This window comes from Sinomonas terrae (genome assembly GCF_022539255.1).
In the GTDB taxonomy this organism is placed as follows: domain Bacteria; phylum Actinomycetota; class Actinomycetes; order Actinomycetales; family Micrococcaceae; genus Sinomonas; species Sinomonas terrae.
The window spans coordinates 469,050-485,317 of record NZ_JAKZBV010000001.1; the positions used below are offsets into that span (position 1 = coordinate 469,050).

Below are 16,268 nucleotides of genomic sequence, written 5' to 3' on the forward strand. Positions count from 1 at the left end.
AAACGCACGCTGGGGCGACCCTTTTTTGCTGGCCGTTTTTTTGCTGGCCGGTTTTCTGCTGGCCGGAACCTATTGCGGCCCACCCTCGCCACGTCCGGGCGGATAGGCGTGGCGCCGCCCGACCACGGTCATCCCGAGCGCCACCGCGGCCGGTATGGCGGCGGCGAGCGGAACCAACTGGGCGCCGGCGACGCTGAGGGACAGCGCCCCGTAGGCCGCGCCGAGCGCGATGCCGAGCTGGATCGTCACGACGCTCAGCCCGTTGGCGGCCTCCCCCTGTTCACCGCCCGCCCGGAGGATGGCTGCCTGGTTGTAGATGCCCACCGCGCCGATCCCCGCGCCCCACAGCGCGGTGAGCGTGATGAGGCCACCCCACGTCCCCGAGAACAGCGGCATGGCGGCGAAGGCAATCGCGATGACCGCGATGGTCACGATGAGGGACCTGCGCGGGAAACGGTCGGCGGTGATGCCCGCAGCCCAGATCCCGAGCAGACCCGCGACTCCGATGACGGAGAGGGAGACGCTCGTGGCGGCATCGGGCAGTGCCTCGGCGCGGACGAACAGGGCGATGTAGGTGAAGAGCGCGAAGTGGGCGAAGAGGAGAAGCGGCCACGCCGTCGCGACCGTCACGACGCCGGGCTGACGGACGGCCAGGCGGATCGAGGGGCGCGCGCTCGCGGCGCTGAGGCTTATGGCAGGGAGCAGCAGGATCGCGAGCACGCCGAGCACCGCGGCCACTCCGGCGAGCACGAGGAAGGAGGCTCGCCAGGACATGATTCCGCCGAGGAGCGTCCCGAGCGGGGCGCCCGCGGCCATCGCGATGCTGTTGCCGCTGAAGACGACGGCCATGCCACGGCCCATGGCGTCGGCCGGCACGATCTTGGCCACATAGGGCGCCATGGTGGACCACAGCAGGCCGTGCGCGATGCCGCCCAGGAGGCGCGCCGCTACGGCAAGCGCGAGCACGGGGCTGGCCGCGAGCAAGACGTTGCTGAGCGCGAAGAGGAAGACGACGCCGACGAGGAGTCGCTTCCTCGGAACCCTTCCCGCGAGGAACTTCGAGAGCGGCAACGCCGTGACGACAATGACGCCGGCATAGGCGGCCGTGAGGGAGCCCACCGTCGACTCTCCGACCTGGAGGTCGCGGCTGATCTGGGGCAAGAGCCCGGACGGGAGGAGCTCGGTCGTCACGGCCGTGAACCCCAGCGCTGCGAGCACCACGAGGGGGGCCCACGGGAGGTTCCGGGAACGGACGGGCGGCGAGGGGCGAACGCTGCTGGCCGCGGTGGCTGTGGGCTGCTTCTCGGCAGCCATGGGGCAGTCCCTTCTGCGGGACTCGCCTGCGGGCTGGCCCGCTGGTCGTTCAACGTGTTCTTTCTAGAGAACCACAGGCCGAGTGCGGGCGGGGCGCCGAAAGGTGGTCCTAGGAGTCCTAGGGTGGCTTGACGCGTAGGAAATTTCCTACGTATGGTGGAACCCGTGCCACGGCAGAGCAGGGAGACCCCGACGGACCACGTGTTCGGAGCCCTCGCGCATCCCGTGCGCAGGGACCTGCTCGCTGCGCTGCTCGAGGGGCCGCAGACCGCTCAATCGCTCGCCGACCGCTACGAAATGGCCCGGCCGAGCGTTGCCGAACACCTCAGGGTGCTTCGCGCCGTCGGCCTCGTCGCCGAACGGCAGGCGGGGCGCAACCGGTACTACTCCCTCACTCCAGAGCCGCTCTCGCTCCTGCGGGCGTGGCTCGAACCCTACGAGCAGTTCTGGCGGGGACGCGTCTCGCGGCTCGCCGCGCTGCTCGACGAATCCGCTCAGGATGAATCCGCTCAGGATGAATCCGTTCAGGATGAATCCGCTCAAGAAAGGGACACTTCCCGTGACTGACGCCAACTCCGCCGATCCCACCGAGATCCGAGTCGACGACTTCCTCCCGCACCCTCCCGCCGTCGTCTGGCGCGCTCTGACCACGCCCGAGCTGCTCGCCAAGTGGCTCATGCCCAACGACTTCGCACCCGTCGTCGGCCATCGCTTCACGTTCCGGAGCGCGCCGATCGAGGCGACCCGCTTCTCGGGCGTCACCGCGTGCGAGGTCCTCGAGCTGCGCGAGCCGGAGCTCCTGGTCATCTCGTGGGCGGATGCATCGCCCGGGAATGACATGAAGACCACGGTCACCTTCCGCCTCGAGGCGCACGACGGCGGCACGCGCCTGAGCCTTGTGCAGGCAGGCTTCCGCCCAGATCACGAGAACGACCAGCTGGCCCGTAAGATCATGGGCGGCGGCTGGGGAGGCCACCTGTTCCGCCGTCTGCGGGAAATCCTGGACGAGGGGGCGGGCGTCTCACCATCCCAGACCGCCTGATTTGCAGGCCCCGCACGCGCGGCCTAGTATTTAACGCTGTCGTATGCAGTGGAGTCCACTTCTCGGCACTGAAGACACCGTCTAACCCGCGGCGAGGAACTTCGGCTGGCTCTCACCCCGCCTGGTCACCCTCCGGAAAGCTGCAGAACTACGGTGCATCAAGGTGGCGGGACGCATCTGCGGACCGTCATTTTTACTGCAACTGTTGACTACAACTTGGAGGAGCGAACTGTGGCAGCTCATTGCCAGGTGACCGGGGCCAAGCCCGCGTTCGGTCACTCAATCTCCCACTCGCACCGCCGCACCAAGCGTCGGTTCGATCCGAACATCCAGAAGAAGCGCTACTGGGTGCCTTCCCTGCGCCGTAACGTGACCCTCACGGTCTCGGCCCGCGGCATCAAGACCATCGACGTGCGCGGCATCGACTCGGTCGTCGCCGAGCTGCTTGCGAAGGGTGTGAAGCTCTGATGGCCAAGAAGGACAAGGACGCACGTCCGATCATCAAGCTCAAGTCCACCGCGGGCACCGGCTACACGTACGTGACCCGGAAGAACCGTCGGAACGACCCCGATCGTCTCGTGATGAAGAAGTACGATCCGGTCGTCCGCAAGCACGTCGACTTCCGAGAGGAGCGCTAAACCATGGCCAAGAAGTCCAAGATTGCCCGCAACGAGCAGCGCAAGGTCATCGTTGAGCGCTACGCCGCGAAGCGTGCCGAGCTGAAGAAGACCCTCGTCGACGAGAACGCGTCGGACGAGGCCCGCGAGGCCGCTCGCCTCGGCCTGCAGAAGCTTCCGCGCGACGCCTCGCCGGTCCGCCTCCGCAACCGCGACCAGATCGACGGCCGCCCGCGCGGCACGTTCCAGAAGTTCGGGATCTCCCGCGTGCGCTTCCGTGAGATGGCGCACCGCGGCGAGCTGCCGGGCGTCACGAAGTCGTCCTGGTAGAGGCCTGCGCTTCCTGAGCGCAGCGTCAGCCACGTCCGAAGGGGCGGCACCCGATGGGGTGCCGCCCCTTCGGCGTTCCCGGAACCCTCTTCCGTTCGCGGCGCTGGGCCTTCCGTTCGAGGGGCGGGGCCGGGCAGCATGGGACCCATGGAGAGCATCTATCCGTCCGTCTACAAGCTCCAGCGGAGCGTCGGATCCAACGGCTATGCAGTGGTCGACGGCGATGCGGTCGCCGTCGTGGACCCCGGAATGCCCGCGGGGAGTGGCCGGGTGATCGAAGAGCTGACGAGCGCAGGACTGCTCGACCGTGTGACGGACGTGCTAGTGACCCATGCGGACCTCGACCATGTGGGAGCCGCGGCGGCCGTTCAAGGCGCTACAGGTGCCAGGGTGTGGCTCGGGCGTGCTGACGCCGAGATTCTCGAAGGGAAGCGACCGCCGGCGACGTGGTTCCGTCGGCTCCTTGCGCGGCGGGAGGCGCCCGAGGTTGCAGGGGGTCTTGAATTGCTCGACGGCGGGGAGGAACCATTCCCCGGAGTGAAGGCGATTGCCACTCCCGGGCATACGCCGGGGCACATGGTCTTCACTTTCGAGGAGGTCGTCTTCGCCGGGGATGCCGTGCGCGGGACCGACAAGGGCCTGCGACTCATGCCGCGGGCCCTCACGAGTGACCTGAGCGAGGCCAAGGCTTCCCTCGACCTGATCGCCGGACTCGGTGCGCGATGGCTCTGTCCTGGGCACGGGCGCATCCGCGAGTTGTCGGCCCTCTGAAGCACGGGGTTGCCCGCGGGGTGCTGGCGGTATGCGAGGGCTTTGGCTGGGCGGGTGCGGACGGGCGCGGAGCCCACGGGCGACCGATTTGCGAGGCCCTTGGGGAGCCTGTAATGTAGTCCGGGTTGCCGCCGAGCAGTGAGCGGCACGAATCCTTGAAATCCGAACCTTCAACAGTCGAGTTGGACCATGTCCGAATCGGCTGGGAACGGGCGAAAAGGAGCCCCTCTTGGCAAATTCGAGCGGATAGCGCGGATTTGCGGGAGAGCGGGAAAACCGATAAAGTTTTACCTCGTTCGGTTGGGAGATATCCCGGGTTTTGGTGCCTGGGGGATGTACTTTCTGGGCCTGTTGTTTGAGAACTCAATAGTGTGCCATGTTCGATTGACGCCATTTTTTTTGATGGCTGTATTGCCTGGCCTGTGCGCCCTCGTGTGTGCGGGCTGGGTTTTTGGCTTGGATCTGGTGGTCGGGGGTGTCCTTTTCCGGGGCGTGCCGGCTGCCTGTGCTTTTTTGTTTTTTGACGGAGAGTTTGATCCTGGCTCAGGATGAACGCTGGCGGCGTGCTTAACACATGCAAGTCGGACGATGATGCCCCTTCGGGGGTGGATTAGTGGCGAACGGGTGAGTAACACGTGAGCAACCTGCCCTTGACTCTGGGATAAGCCTGGGAAACTGGGTCTAATACCGGATGTCCGCTTCCTGCCGCATGGTGGGGGGTGGAAAGCCTTGTGCGGTCTTGGATGGGCTCGCGGCCTATCAGCTTGTTGGTGGGGTGATGGCCTACCAAGGCGACGACGGGTAGCCGGCCTGAGAGGGTGACCGGCCACACTGGGACTGAGACACGGCCCAGACTCCTACGGGAGGCAGCAGTGGGGAATATTGCACAATGGGCGCAAGCCTGATGCAGCGACGCCGCGTGGGGGATGACGGCCTTCGGGTTGTAAACCCCTTTCGGCGGGGAACAAGCCGCTTCGGTGGTGAGGGTACCCGCGGAAGAAGCGCCGGCTAACTACGTGCCAGCAGCCGCGGTAATACGTAGGGCGCGAGCGTTATCCGGAATTATTGGGCGTAAAGAGCTCGTAGGCGGTTTGTCGCGTCTGCTGTGAAAGCCCGGGGCTCAACCCCGGGTCTGCAGTGGGTACGGGCAGGCTGGAGTGCAGTAGGGGAGACTGGAATTCCTGGTGTAGCGGTGAAATGCGCAGATATCAGGAGGAACACCGATGGCGAAGGCAGGTCTCTGGGCTGTAACTGACGCTGAGGAGCGAAAGCGTGGGGAGCGAACAGGATTAGATACCCTGGTAGTCCACGCCGTAAACGTTGGGCACTAGGTGTGGGGGGCATTCCACGTCCTCCGCGCCGCAGCTAACGCATTAAGTGCCCCGCCTGGGGAGTACGGCCGCAAGGCTAAAACTCAAAGGAATTGACGGGGGCCCGCACAAGCGGCGGAGCATGCGGATTAATTCGATGCAACGCGAAGAACCTTACCAAGGCTTGACATGGGCCGGACAGGGCTGGAGACAGTCCCTCCCTTCGGGGCCGGTCCACAGGTGGTGCATGGTTGTCGTCAGCTCGTGTCGTGAGATGTTGGGTTAAGTCCCGCAACGAGCGCAACCCTCGTTCCATGTTGCCAGCACTTGAAGGTGGGGACTCATGGGAGACTGCCGGGGTCAACTCGGAGGAAGGTGGGGACGACGTCAAATCATCATGCCCCTTATGCCTTGGGCTTCACGCATGCTACAATGGCCGGTACAAAGGGTTGCGATGCTGTGAGGCTGAGCCAATCCCAGAAAGCCGGTCTCAGTTCGGATTGGGGTCTGCAACTCGACCCCATGAAGTCGGAGTCGCTAGTAATCGCAGATCAGCAACGCTGCGGTGAATACGTTCCCGGGCCTTGTACACACCGCCCGTCAAGTCACGAAAGTCGGTAACACCCGAAGCCGGTGGCCCAACCCCCCTGTGGGGAGGGAGCCGTCGAAGGTGGGACTGGCGATTGGGACTAAGTCGTAACAAGGTAGCCGTACCGGAAGGTGCGGCTGGATCACCTCCTTTCTAAGGAGCCCCTCCCCGTTGCGGGTGCCGGCGCGCTGCGCCGGTGTGCCCGTGGGGCAGGTGGGAGCCCGTTGCGCAGGCGGATGCCCTGCGGCGGGTGCTCGTGGGTGGAACGTCATATCGGATGGCCTGGCGCCCTGTGGGGTGCCGTGGTGCGAGTACGTCCCGTGCCCTCCCTGTTCCCGTCTCTGTGCGGGTGCGGGGGGTGTGCTGGGGCTGGAAAGCGGCTGCGGTGCCCGGTGGGGCCGGGCCGGCGCGTGCGCCTTCCCTTGGTGGGGGGTGTGCGGGTGGTGGCACGCTGTTGGGTCCTGGGGCAGCAGTCCCGGATCTGTTCCCTTCCGGGTCCTCCCCGTTGTCCCCTTGTGGGGTGCGGGGGGCCGGTGGGGGTTGTTGTTTGAGAACTGTATAGTGGACGCGAGCATCTTGCGGTGCCATGGGCCCGGGTGCCTCCCTTTCTGTGGGGGGTGCGGGGGTCGTGTGGTGCCGTGTGCAATTTCTTCTTTTTGTTTCTTGGTCCTGCGCCCTGCTGCTTTCGGGTGGTGGGGTTGCGGGCCTTGTTCCTTGGAAGTGTTTTTTTGTGCCCGTGTGGGTGCGAGGTTTTCAAGGGCGTACGGTGGATGCCTTGGCATCGGGAGCCGATGAAGGACGTGGGAATCTGCGATAAGCCTGGGGGAGTCGATAACCGGACGGTGATCCCAGGGTGTCCGAATGGGGAAACCCCGCCGCATGTCATGTGCGGTGACCTGCCGCTGAACGCATAGGCGGTGTGGGGGGAACGCGGGGAAGTGAAACATCTCAGTACCCGCAGGAAGAGAAAACAACAGTGATTCCGTCAGTAGTGGCGAGCGAACGCGGACGAGGGCCAAACTGTGCGCGTGCGATACCCGGCAGGGGTTGCGCGCATGGGGTTGTGGGGTCCTGCTTGGTGCGTCTGCCGGCGTGCCGGGGCGTGGTGGGGTATAGGCGAACGGTCTTGAACGGCCGGCCGGAGTGGGTGTGAGTCCCGTAGCCGTGAATGCCCTGCTTTTCGTCCTTGCGGGTGTCCCCGAGTAGCACGGGGCCCGAGGAATCCCGTGTGAATCTGTCAGGACCACCTGATAAGCCTGAATACTACCCGATGACCGATAGCGGACCAGTACCGTGAGGGAAAGGTGAAAAGTACCCCGGGAGGGGAGTGAAAGAGTACCTGAAACCGTGCGCCTACAATCCGTCAGAGCCGGCTTGTTCCGGTGATGGCGTGCCTTTTGAAGAATGAGCCTGCGAGTTAGTGCCGTGTCGCGAGGTTAACCCGTGTGGGGGAGCCGCAGCGAAAGCGAGTCTGAACAGGGCGTTCAGTGGCGCGGTCTAGACCCGAAGCGGGGTGATCTACCCATGGCCAGGTTGAAGCGACGGTAAGACGTCGTGGAGGACCGAACCCACTTCAGTTGAAAATGGAGGGGATGAGCTGTGGGTAGGGGTGAAAGGCCAATCAAACCCCGTGATAGCTGGTTCTCCCCGAAATGCATTTAGGTGCAGCGTTGCGTGTTCCTTGCCGGAGGTAGAGCTACTGGATGGCCGATGGGCCCGACCAGGTTACTGACGTCAGCCAAACTCCGAATGCCGGCAAGACCAGCGCAGCAGTGAGACCGCGGGGGATAAGCTCCGTGGTCGAGAGGGAAACAGCCCAGACCGCCGGCTAAGGCCCCCAAGCGTGTGCTAAGTGGGAAAGGATGTGGAGTCGCAGAGACAACCAGGAGGTTGGCTTAGAAGCAGCCACCCTTGAAAGAGTGCGTAATAGCTCACTGGTCAAGTGATTCCGCGCCGACAATGTAGCGGGGCTCAAGCACACCGCCGAAGCCGCGGCAGTCCCATGCGTCCCTAGCCTTCGTGGTTCAGGGGTGGGGCTGGGTAGGGGAGCGTCGTGCGGGCGTCTGAAGCCGCCGGGTGACCGAGCGGTGGAGCCCGCACGAGTGAGAATGCAGGCATGAGTAGCGAAAGACGGGTGGGAAACCCGTCCGCCGGATGATCAAGGGTTCCAGGGTCAAGCTAATCTGCCCTGGGTGAGTCGGGACCTAAGGCGAGGCCGACAGGCGTAGTCGATGGACAACGGGCCGATATTCCCGTACCGGCGAAGGACCGCCAGTGCCGGAGGGCCGATGCTAACCGACGGATCCCCGTCGCCCTTCCCGCCCTTCGGGGCGGGGGGTGCGGGGTGAGCGCGGGAACCGAGGCCCCGAGGCAAGCGCATTAACAGGTGTGACGCAGGAAGGCAGCCCGGCCAGGCGATGGTTGACCTGGTCCAAGGATGTAGGGCGGACGGTAGGGAAATCCGCCGTCCATGTGCCTGAGGTCCGACGGGACCCCCGCGAGGGGGGATCGGGTGATCCTATGCTGCCGAGAAAAGCATCGGCGCGAGGTCCTAGCCGCCCGTACCCCAAACCGACACAGGTGATCAGGTAGAGGATACCGAGGCGATCGAGAGAATCGCGGTCAAGGAACTCGGCAAAATGCCCCCGTAACTTCGGGAGAAGGGGGACCCCGACCCTGGAGGCCACGCGCTGGCCCGAGGGGGGAGGGGTCGCAGAGACCAGGGGGAAGCGACTGTTTACTAAAAACACAGGTCCGTGCGAAGTCGCAAGACGATGTATACGGACTGACTCCTGCCCGGTGCTGGAAGGTCAAGAGGACCCGTCAGCCCCCTCCGTGGGGTGAAGCGGAGAATTCAAGCCCCAGTAAACGGCGGTGGTAACTATAACCATCCTAAGGTAGCGAAATTCCTTGTCGGGTAAGTTCCGACCTGCACGAATGGAGTAACGACTTCCCCGCTGTCTCGACCGCGAGCTCGGCGAAATTGCACTACGAGTAAAGATGCTCGTTACGCGCAGCAGGACGGAAAGACCCCGAGACCTTCACTACAGTTTGGTATTGGTGTCCGGAGCGGCTTGTGTAGGATAGGTGGGAGACTGCGAAGCGGGCACGCCAGTGCCGGTGGAGTCGCCGTTGAAATACCACTCTGGTCGCTTTGGGCATCTCAACCTCGGCCCGTGATCCGGGCCAGGGACAGTGCCTGACGGGTAGTTTAACTGGGGCGGTTGCCTCCCAAAGGGTAACGGAGGCGCCCAAAGGTCCCCTCAGCCTGGTCGGCAACCAGGTGGCGAGTGCAAGTGCACAAGGGGGCTTGACTGTGAGAGAGGCATCTCGAGCAGGGACGAAAGTCGGGACTAGTGATCCGGCGGCACCTCGTGGAAGGGCCGTCGCTCAACGGATAAAAGGTACCTCGGGGATAACAGGCTGATCTTGCCCAAGAGTCCATATCGACGGCATGGTTTGGCACCTCGATGTCGGCTCGTCGCATCCTGGGGCTGGAGTAGGTCCCAAGGGTTGGGCTGTTCGCCCATTAAAGCGGTACGCGAGCTGGGTTTAGAACGTCGTGAGACAGTTCGGTCCCTATCCGCTGCGCGCGCAGGAGATCTGAGAAGGGCTGTCCCCAGTACGAGAGGACCGGGACGGACGAACCTCTGGTGTGGCAGTTGTACCGCCAGGTGCACCGCTGCTTGGCTACGTTCGGATGGGATAACCGCTGAAAGCATCTAAGCGGGAAGCCCGCTTCGAGATGAGATCTCCAAGGACATCTGTCCTGAAGGCCCCCAGCAGACCACTGGGTTGATAGGCCGGACGTGGAAGCAGGGACCAAAGACCTGCGAAGCCGACCGGTACTAATAGGCCGACAGCCTCACACACACACAACGGCACTGCCCGCGTCCACTCTACGGTCCCCGGACAACAACCCCACGGGACACCCCCCAAAAGGGGAACACCCCCCCAACGGGGGACCAGCACGACCGAACACAGCACAACCGAACACAGCACCGCGCACCAGCGCACCGCGACCGCACGCTTCCCCACCACTCCCGCACAGCCGGGGGCCGGTGCGAGGAGAGAGGGTTACGGCGGCCATAGCGTGGGGGAAACGCCCGGACCCATCCCGAACCCGGAAGCTAAGCCCCACAGCGCCGATGGTACTGCACCCGCCAGGGTGTGGGAGAGTAGGACACCGCCGGACAGCACCACACGCCGAGGGCCCCACAACGACCGTGGGGCCCTCGCCGCACTTAAAAGGACCACCACAGGCACCCAGAGACGACCACAGGCAAGCCGGGCCCCGCGCCCACCGGCCCGCCCGCATCCCCGTCTCGGGTACAGAAAACCGCCCCCACAGGCATCTCGGGTACGCGAACCCACCCCCACAGGCGTCTCGGGTACAGGTCATCTGTACCCGAAACCGGACGGGCGGGGAGCTACCGCACCCGGGCGGGTCGCTCCCAGAGTCGAATCCTTCGGCGAATCGCTCTCTCAGGCGAATCGTTCGACGACCCGTGCGAGCATCTCGCGACCGTTTTGCTCAAAAGGTGCGTCACCGACGTCGTGCGCCCAGACTATGGTGCCCAGCGACTGAAGGAGGTTGTCGAGGAGCCAGGAGCCGGGTTCATCTTCGGGATCGCGCCGATATGCGCCTAGGAAGGCGCTCCTCAATTCAGGATGGTCCGTGAAGTACGCGTGCTCGAGTCGTACGAGGTCTGTGACCCACGGGCGGTAGCCGGCGCGACCGAAGTCGATGACCCGAACGACGCCTTGGTCTTCGACCCAGTTGCGAGGTTGGTAGTCGCCATGCGTCGCATAGAGCATCCGGGGCGCCGGGCGGTGCGTTCGGAGCAGATGGCGTGCGGCTTCGAGGTGCGGCTGCGGCGCAAGGCGATCGGCTCGATTGAGGAAGTCGCCGATCTTGTGAATGGCAGCCGGGTCATAGCTTGGTGTCTCTTGAACTGGCCGGTGGAGGAGCGCCAGGAGTTCGCCTGCTTGCCGGAACGTTTCCGGTGAATATTCGTGCGCACCGCCTTCAACGAGGTGGCCGGGGAGCCAGGTCGCGACTATGAGGCCAACTCTGCCGTTGCCATACAAGAGGCGCGGGGACCGCGTTCCGAGGGGCTCGGTCATATCCCGATATGCCCTGATCTCCCGCTGGATGTGATGCAAAGTCGGGCTGGCCTTCACGACGACAGGACCTTCGGGGCTCCTCACACGGAGCACTCGGATGTCCTGCACACCCCACGACATGTCCTCCTCTAGATGCCATTCGCCGAGCCAATGGTCGAGGAGACGGAGCTGCTCCCGCGGGAGAAGATCGGCGCGTGAGACGGTCACGGCACCACGCTACGCCCCTGATCAGGGCCCCAAGGGCACCATTTGGCCCAAAAATCCTTGAAAACACGCGGAATCTGCTGGCGCGCCGCGCATTAACTGGTAGTTTCGTCACCAGCAGTTCCGGGCGAACGCTCGCGGGCTGACGTACCAACCGACGTCCAGGAGGACACATGGCTAAGAACCGCAGCGAGCTTGTTGCCGAGGTGGCGGGCAAGACCAACCTCAGCCAGACTGCCGTCAACGGTGTGCTCGACGCACTGTTCGAGGTCTTCGAGAGCTCCGTCGCCAATGGCGAGAAGGTCAGCATCCCCGGCTGGCTCGCCGTCGAGCGCACCGAGCGTGCTGCCCGCACGGGCCGCAACCCGCAGACCGGCGAGGAGATCCAGATTCCGGCTGGCTTCGGCGTCAAGCTCACCGCTGGCTCCAAGCTCAAGGCCGCCGCTTCCACCAAGTAGCACCACACTTTCTGCCCTCGGGGGCGGCGGTTACGATCGCCGCCCGCGAGGGCTTTTTGCGTCCTGCGCATGCTCGACCTCGTGGTCTTATCCACATAGCGAAGATCCCGGCTCTCAGCTCCCCGCGCATCTGGGAGAATGGTGGGGTGCCGAGCTCCACACGATCTGCCCCCGCCCCCTCAAACGTCAGCAGTGAGGAGCGCGGAACCGCAAGGGGCTATGTGTACGGGGCGGTCGGAGCGGCGGTTGTCGTGCTCGTTGCCGCCCTGGTGTTCTCTGGCGCGGCAGGTGCCCGGCAGGTTCTCGACCCCGGAGCCCTGGTCAGGTGGGGCTTGCCGATCGCCCAGACCGCCCTCAACATCTCTGCATCGCTCGTCATCGGAGGGCTGGCTTTCGCTGTCGGCATCCTTCCTCACGTAAAGCGTCCGGAGCGCGTGTACGGCGGTTCGCGTGACGACGGGTCCAGTCAGCCCGAGGAACACCCTGCCTTCAGCCGCGCACTCCGGATCGCGACCGTAGCCTCGCTCGTTTGGACCGCAAGTGCCGTAGCCGTTCTTGTCTTCACCGATTCGGATCTGATTGGCCAACCGGTCTCGGGCAGCTCGGACTTCACAAAGCAGCTCGTCTTCTACATGACCCAGCTGGACGTTGGTCGGGCCTGGCTCATCACGGTCATCGTCGCCGCGACAGTAGGCACACTTCTGTTCGCGGTGCGCTCGCTCACCGGCCTCGCACTGACGTTTCTGCTGGCTGTTGGCGGTCTCGTCCCGATGGCCCTGATTGGCCACTCCGCGAGCTCGGGAGACCACGAGGCGGCAGTCAACTCGTTAGGCCTTCACCTTGTAGGTGCGGCTTTGTGGGTTGGGGGCCTGGGGGTGCTTGCGCTCCTCGGGGGGACACTCGTCGGGCGTGTGCGAACCGTTTCGGGGCGAACCTCCGGGCCCGATCTGATCGAGGCAGTCCTGCGACGCTACTCTGCGCTCGCCCTGTGCTGCTTCATCCTCGTCGTCGTCTCTGGCATCATCAACGCCTCCCTGCGGGTGTCCAGTTGGGGAGCGTTGTTCGGGTCGTCTTACGGTCAGCTCGTCATCGGGAAAGTCGTGTTCGCGGTCGTCCTCGGAGGGATCGGCTACATGCACCGGCGATGGGTCATCCCACAGCTCTCGCGAGGGGCTTCGCCGAGACGCGTCCTGTGGCAACTCATCGGCGTGGAGGCGATCGTCATGGGCGGCGTGTCCGGCCTCGCGGTCGCGCTGAGCCGGTCGGCGCCACCGCAGCCCACGTCGTACGCCTCGGATGCCTCGCCTGCCTTCATCCTCTCTGGCTACAATCTGCCGCCGGAGCTTACGACGCCGCGCTGGTTCACAGAGTGGCGACCGGACTGGCTGTGGGTCGCCATTGCGGTCTTCGGAGCGCTCACCTATGCGCTCGGTCTTCTGAAGGTGCAGCGTCGCGGTGACGGGTGGTTCTGGCCGCGGAGCGTCTCGTGGTACGCGGGGCTCGTTGTCTTGACCTACATCACGAGCGGCCCTCCGGCGGTGTACGGGCGCGTCTTGTTCTCAGCGCACATGGTCGACCACATGATGCTCACCATGGTCGCGCCGCTCTTCCTTGTGCTCGGCTCGCCGATCACACTCGCGCTCAAGGCGCTTCAGCCGCGGCAGGATGGCAGCCGAGGATTGCGCGAATGGATCCTCGTCTTCGTGCATTCCTGGTGGTCGAAGCTCATCACGCACCCGCTGTTCGCGGCCGCGAACTTCGCTGGCTCGATCATCATCTTCTACTACTCCGACCTGTTCGGGTACGCGATGCGGGACCACATCGGCCACGAGCTTATGAACGTCCATTTCACGCTCACGGGCTACATCTTCATCCTCACGATGATCGGTTCGGACCCCCTCCCACGCCGCGCCCCGTACCCGCTCCGGTTGCTCCTCCTCTTTGCGACGATGGCCTTCCACGCCTTCTTCGGTGTCACCCTCATGGGCTCGAATGTGCTCCTCCAGCCGACCTACTTCGGCAACCTTGGCCGATCGTGGGGCCTTTCTGCCATTGCCGACCAGCAGCAGGGCGGTGCCGTCGCTTGGGGCATCGGCGAGATACCGACGCTCGCCGTCGCGATCGGGGTGGCCGTCATGTGGTCGCGCTCCGACGCACGCGAAACAAAACGACGGGATCGCGCTGCCGACCGTGATCACGACGCCGAACTCGAGGCCTACAACGCGATGTTCAACAAGCTCGAGGAAAGGGACCGTACCCGCGGCATGTGACGCGGAGCTACGCAACCGGATGGGTACCGGAACAAAGCCTTCGATAATGGGGTTGCCCCTAAACGACCCTTTATCCGCCGACACGTCAGGAGTGCCTGTGACCGCCGAGTCTGCCGAGTCCGTCAACGCCAGCACCGCTGGTCTGCGTACAACCCATCGCGTACGCGCGAGCGAGCTCGCTGGCCGGGGCTGGCTCAACACCGGCGGGACTGAAGTCGATCTTGCTTCCCTGCGCGGCAAGATCGTGATTTTGGACTTCTGGACGTTCTGCTGCATCAACTGCCTCCACGTCCTTGACGAGCTGCGCCCGCTCGAGGAGAAGTACGGCGACGTCCTTGTGACCGTTGGCGTCCACTCACCGAAGTTTGAGCACGAGGCGGACCCCGTTGCGCTGGCCGCCGCGGTCGAACGGTACGAGATCCACCATCCGGTGCTCGACGACCCAGAGCTCCTCACATGGCAGGCGTACACCGCCCGCGCGTGGCCGACGCTGGTCGTCGTCGACCCGGAGGGCTACATCGTCGCGCACCTCTCAGGCGAGGGGCATTCTGCAGGCCTGGGAGTCCTGGTCGAGGAGCTCGTCGCGGAACACGAGGCGAAGGGCACCCTCCACCGCGGAAATGGCCCCTACGTCCCACCCGAGCCGGTCTCCCGCACCCTCCGGTTCCCGGGCCAGACCGTCCCCCTTGAGAACGGTAACTACCTCGTGGTCGACACAGGCCATCACCGCCTCGTAGAGCTGCGCGCCGATCTTGAGACGGTCCAGCGCGTGATCGGTTCCGGGACAAAGGGCTATGCGGACGGCGCGGCCCAGGCTGCCCAGTTCAACGAGCCCCAGGGCATCGCAATCCTCCCCGCCGACATCTCGTGGCAGACCGGCTACGACGCCGTCGTCGCCGACACGGTCAACCACCGCCTTCGCGGGGTGACGTTGAGCTCGGGCCATGTTGAGACGATCGCCGGCAACGGAATCCAGCGGCTGCTCGACGCCGGCCCAGCTCGTGTCGACGGCGATGGAGCCGGGACCTGGGCTGGAGGACGGGCGACGGCGAAGGTCGCCCCGGGAGCCGCAGGCGCTTCTGATGGGACGAAGACGGCTGACGACGATGCCATCTCCCCCGCGCTCGGCGAACACGCCAATGACTATGCTGGCGACGCGTTCGACATCGGTTACGTGGGCCACGGTAGGAACGTTTCGCTGTCATCCCCTTGGGATGTCGTTTGGAGCGAGAAGCTGCGCAAGGTGGTGATCGCGATGGCGGGGACGCATCAGCTCTTCACCTTTGACCCGCTGACCAACGAGGTCGCGATCCTTGCGGGCTCAGGGCTCGAAGGCCTGCTGGACGGAGGGGGTCCGGAGGCTTGGTTCGCCCAGCCTTCTGGACTCGCCGTTGACGCCGAGGGAAACCTCTGGGTCGCGGACTCCGAAACCTCGGCACTCCGCCACGTGGTGATTGACGTCGACGCCGACAGCTCAGGGGGCGGCGTTCGGGTTGAGACTGCTGTTGGCAAGGGCTTGTTCGACTTCGGCTTCCGGGACGGCGACGCTAAAGAAGCCCGCCTCCAGCACCCGCTCGGTGTCACAGTGCTGCCCGATGGCTCAGTTGCTATCGCGGACACGTACAACGGCGCCGTCCGCCGTTACGACCCTTCCACGCAGACAGTTTCGACGCTTGCACGGTCCCTCGCTGAGCCGAGTGACGTCGTCGTCGTTCGCCCTGAGGAGGGTGAGCCGCTGCTCCTCGTGACCCAGAGCAACCGCCACGAGCTCACTCTCGTACCGATCCCCAAGGACGCCCAGCAAGTCGACGAAGGCGCGAGCCAGACGCAGCGGCCCAAGTCAGCACTCGCGCCGGGCGCCCTCGGCCTGACGGTTCGCTTCAAGGCGCCGACCGGGCAGAAGCTCGACGAGCGCTGGGGCGACCCTACCCAGCTCAAGATCTCGTCGACGCCTCCCGAGCTGCTGCGCGCTGGTGCAGGGACCTCACAGGGGCTCCTCCGGACCCTCGAGCTCAATCCCGAGGTGGTCGAGGGCGTACTGCACATCACCGCCCGTGCGGCGGCGTGCGACGGCGCTCCCGGGGAGGAGATCCCCGACCACGCGGCCTGCCATCTGTATCAGCAGGACTGGGGCATCCCGGTCGTGCTGCAGGAGGGTGCCGAATCTGAGCTCGTCCTGGACCTGCGCGGAATGAACTGAGCGCGCTCCCTACTTCATCGAGCGAGGGGGTCTTGG

The 16,268-nt window shown here is 64.8% G+C and carries 11 protein-coding genes and 3 rRNA genes; 12 read left to right on the forward strand and 2 right to left on the reverse strand.

Annotated elements, in window-relative coordinates:
* Positions 1-69: 69 nt before the first annotated feature.
* Positions 70-1,314, reverse strand: coding sequence for an MFS transporter (locus L0M17_RS02225; RefSeq protein WP_241050823.1), 1,245 nt, complete (start codon positions 1,312-1,314; stop codon positions 70-72).
* 165 nt (positions 1,315-1,479) lie between these two features.
* Here L0M17_RS02225 and L0M17_RS02230 point away from each other — a divergent pair, with 165 nt between their 5' ends.
* The 9 genes from L0M17_RS02230 (at position 1,480) to rrf (ending at position 10,168) form a co-directional block, all read left to right on the forward strand.
* Positions 1,480-1,881 (forward strand): ArsR/SmtB family transcription factor, encoded by a 402-nt coding sequence (locus L0M17_RS02230; RefSeq protein WP_241050824.1) that lies wholly within the window; start codon positions 1,480-1,482, stop codon positions 1,879-1,881.
* On the forward strand, positions 1,874-2,356 hold the full coding sequence (locus L0M17_RS02235) for an SRPBCC family protein (RefSeq protein WP_241050826.1): 483 nt from the start codon (positions 1,874-1,876) through the stop codon (positions 2,354-2,356). Before L0M17_RS02230 ends, L0M17_RS02235 begins: the two co-directional genes overlap by 8 nt.
* Before the next feature lie 231 nt (positions 2,357-2,587).
* Complete coding sequence (gene rpmB, locus L0M17_RS02240; RefSeq protein ID WP_043122008.1) at positions 2,588-2,824, forward strand: 50S ribosomal protein L28; 237 nt, start codon at positions 2,588-2,590, stop codon at positions 2,822-2,824.
* Positions 2,824-2,994: a 50S ribosomal protein L33 gene (gene rpmG / locus L0M17_RS02245; protein WP_043122011.1), complete on the forward strand. Its 171-nt coding sequence runs from the start codon at positions 2,824-2,826 to the stop codon at positions 2,992-2,994. The genes rpmB and rpmG overlap by 1 nt, the downstream gene beginning before the upstream one ends.
* A gap of 3 nt (positions 2,995-2,997) precedes the next feature.
* Positions 2,998-3,303 carry a 30S ribosomal protein S14 gene (rpsN, locus tag L0M17_RS02250; protein ID WP_043122014.1) on the forward strand — a complete coding sequence of 102 codons (306 nt, stop codon included), beginning with the start codon at positions 2,998-3,000 and terminating at the stop codon, positions 3,301-3,303.
* Positions 3,304-3,450: 147 nt separating this feature from the next.
* Positions 3,451-4,074 (forward strand): MBL fold metallo-hydrolase, encoded by a 624-nt coding sequence (locus L0M17_RS02255; RefSeq protein WP_241050828.1) that lies wholly within the window; start codon positions 3,451-3,453, stop codon positions 4,072-4,074.
* 520 nt (positions 4,075-4,594) lie between these two features.
* Positions 4,595-6,126: ribosomal RNA gene (locus L0M17_RS02260) — 16S ribosomal RNA — on the forward strand.
* A gap of 590 nt (positions 6,127-6,716) precedes the next feature.
* A 23S ribosomal RNA gene (locus L0M17_RS02265) occupies positions 6,717-9,845 on the forward strand.
* Between the two features lie 206 nt (positions 9,846-10,051).
* Positions 10,052-10,168, forward strand: a 5S ribosomal RNA gene (rrf, locus tag L0M17_RS02270).
* Together the 16S, 23S and 5S rRNA genes form the textbook arrangement of a ribosomal RNA operon.
* A gap of 290 nt (positions 10,169-10,458) precedes the next feature.
* On the opposite strand, the gene L0M17_RS02275 is transcribed toward rrf, so the two are convergent.
* The gene (locus L0M17_RS02275; RefSeq protein WP_241050830.1) at positions 10,459-11,307 is read right to left on the reverse strand and encodes a phosphotransferase; all 849 of its coding nucleotides are present in this window, start codon (positions 11,305-11,307) and stop codon (positions 10,459-10,461) included.
* Positions 11,308-11,477: 170 nt separating this feature from the next.
* On the opposite strand from L0M17_RS02275, the gene L0M17_RS02280 reads away from it, so the two are divergent.
* The 3 genes from L0M17_RS02280 (at position 11,478) to L0M17_RS02290 (ending at position 16,232) form a co-directional block, all read left to right on the forward strand.
* Positions 11,478-11,762, forward strand: coding sequence for an HU family DNA-binding protein (locus L0M17_RS02280; protein ID WP_043125012.1), 285 nt, complete (start codon positions 11,478-11,480; stop codon positions 11,760-11,762).
* A 146-nt stretch (positions 11,763-11,908) separates the two neighbouring features.
* Entirely contained in the window at positions 11,909-14,032 is a 2,124-nt protein-coding gene (locus tag L0M17_RS02285; protein WP_372497980.1) for a bifunctional copper resistance protein CopD/cytochrome c oxidase assembly protein, read from the forward strand.
* Between the two features lie 46 nt (positions 14,033-14,078).
* Positions 14,079-16,232, forward strand: coding sequence for an NHL domain-containing thioredoxin family protein (locus L0M17_RS02290; RefSeq protein ID WP_372497981.1), 2,154 nt, complete (start codon positions 14,079-14,081; stop codon positions 16,230-16,232).
* The last annotated feature ends 36 nt before the right edge of the window (positions 16,233-16,268 follow it).